The organism is Photorhabdus sp. RM323S (genome assembly GCF_042879375.1).
Lineage (GTDB): Bacteria > Pseudomonadota > Gammaproteobacteria > Enterobacterales > Enterobacteriaceae > Photorhabdus > Photorhabdus tasmaniensis.
Window position 1 is genome coordinate 1 of the sequence record NZ_JBHFKZ010000133.1, and the last position, 1,918, is coordinate 1,918.

Sequence of the window (1,918 nt, forward strand, 5' to 3'; positions counted from 1 at the left end):
ACGGTATGGAGCGGGAAAACTAACAAGGGTAGCTGGCGAGAGATTCAGCACATGGCGACCTGTTTTGACCTGATAAGCCAATCATCACTATTTCAGAATTTGGCAGAAAAGCCTTGGTTAACATTGGATTGGATATTGAAACCGGAAAACTGGTCACAGGTCTATGAGCAAGCCAAGCGAGAATATCTTAACAAGAAAAACGGAGTCTTAGCATGAGTAAATTTTCAGATCTTTACGCGGAGCAGAGTGTTATTGGATCGATAATCAGCGCCGGTGATGAGTTCTCAGATATGGCGATAGATGCCGTGGAGGGGTTGCAGGAGCATGATTTAACATCATCAGCTCATCGTTTCATTTTGAGAGCGTTAAAGCGATTAAACACTGCTGGTAGTAAGTTTGATCTTATCATGCTCAATAGTGAGCTTGAACAGTGTGGCGATTCAAATAAAACGGGTGGTTTTGCTTATTTGGCGGAGTGTCAGAAGAACACGCCAAGCGTCAGAAACCTCCCTATTTACACTGAAAAACTTAAAGAACTGGCAATGGCAAGACGCGTTCTTGATGTTCTTAATTGCAGTATAACCAAAATGAATGAACCTGGAGCAACTTCAATTCAGGATGTTATCGGCAGTATACAATCAGAAATCAGCAGCATTGAAGTGACTCAGGACAATGGTACTCATCACATAATGGCCGGTGTTGAGATATCTATTGAAACCATCGAATCGATATTAAGCGGTGATATCTGGAAGTACAAAACGGAGCTTGGGCTGGCTGATATTGATGAGGCTTTCGGTGGTTTTAACAACACAGATTTTATTGTTATCGGCGGTCGTCCCGGCATGGGTAAAACCATGTTCAGTACAACGGTGACTGAAACTGTAGCACTGAAAAACAAGAAGCCGGTTTTATTTTTCAGTCTGGAAATGCCTATTGAACAAATTTCAGAACGCATTGCTTATCATCGGGCCAGAGTCAAGAAAGAGCAGCTTTTAGGTTATAACGGCAATATGGATGAGGCTTGGGGTAAACTATCACATGCTCTGTCAGAGATACAGCAAGCCCCAATTTACATCAACGATAAAACATCACTCAGCGTTCATCAAATCAGGGCTGAGGCTCGCAGGATGCATAAGCAGCTTGGTGGCCTTGGTGTTGTTGTTGTCGATTATCTCCAAAAAATGAAAATGTCAAACACTGACAATATGAATCAATCAGTCGGTGAAATAGCTACTGGGCTGAAAAATCTGGCCAAAGAACTGAGATGCCCGGTTATTGCACTTTCTCAGCTAAACAGGAATCTTGAGCAGAGAACAAATAAGCGTCCAGTTAACGCTGACTTAAGAGAATCGGGCGTTATTGAGCAAGAAGCTGATGTAATTATGATGGTTTACCGGGATGAGAAATATAATCAGCATACTGAAATGAAAGGTATTACAGAAATCATTTGCACTAAATCGCGTCATGCACCGGGCGCAGAAAAAACCTATTACTTTACTAATTCAGTCTCAGGATTAGATCCAGCCGACTTATCAAGAATAAAATCAGAAAGCTATCAAAATGAAATCGAATGTTAAACCCTACAGGAATGACTTTTAATATGAACTGGATTAAATGCAGTGACACAAATATAGACTGGAAAAAGAGAGTGAATAACGATGAGTGAAGAAAGAACATTTCTACCCTGTAAGTGCGGCGGCAGAGCTATCAATTGCTGGGTATTACGTGATTACAACGATAGAAGTAAAGGCAGGTGGCATTATCATAAATGCTTGCGCTGTCAAAATGAAAGCCAATCATATCTAACGCTAGAAGAATCAGAAGCAGCATGGAAAATAAATAATGGGGGATAAATGGAAGCTGATTTTTGTTTTCACGAATCAAATAAATCTCAAGCATGGGAAATATTAAAAGAGAC

2 protein-coding genes and 1 pseudogene are annotated in these 1,918 nt (G+C 40.8%); 2 read left to right on the forward strand and 1 reads right to left on the reverse strand.

Annotation, left to right across the window (positions count from 1 at the left end; translation table 11 throughout):
• Positions 1 to 216: pseudogene (locus ACGF7G_RS22155) on the forward strand (DNA replication protein); the annotation flags it as partial.
• The gene (locus tag ACGF7G_RS22160) at positions 213 to 1,577 is read left to right on the forward strand and encodes a replicative DNA helicase (RefSeq protein WP_387468433.1); all 1,365 of its coding nucleotides are present in this window, start codon (positions 213 to 215) and stop codon (positions 1,575 to 1,577) included. The pseudogene ACGF7G_RS22155 and the gene ACGF7G_RS22160, both read left to right, overlap by 4 nt.
• A gap of 130 nt (positions 1,578 to 1,707) precedes the next feature.
• Here ACGF7G_RS22160 and ACGF7G_RS22165 read toward each other — a convergent pair.
• Positions 1,708 to 1,918 (reverse strand): hypothetical protein (locus tag ACGF7G_RS22165; RefSeq protein WP_387468435.1); only part of this gene is annotated, 211 nt, incomplete at its 5' end.

What these genes read in the sequence shown, in the direction of transcription:
- ACGF7G_RS22160 (WP_387468433.1), top strand. Translation starts at nt 213, where the DNA reads ATGAGTAAATTTTCAGATCTTTACGCGGAGCAGAGTGTTATTGGATCG.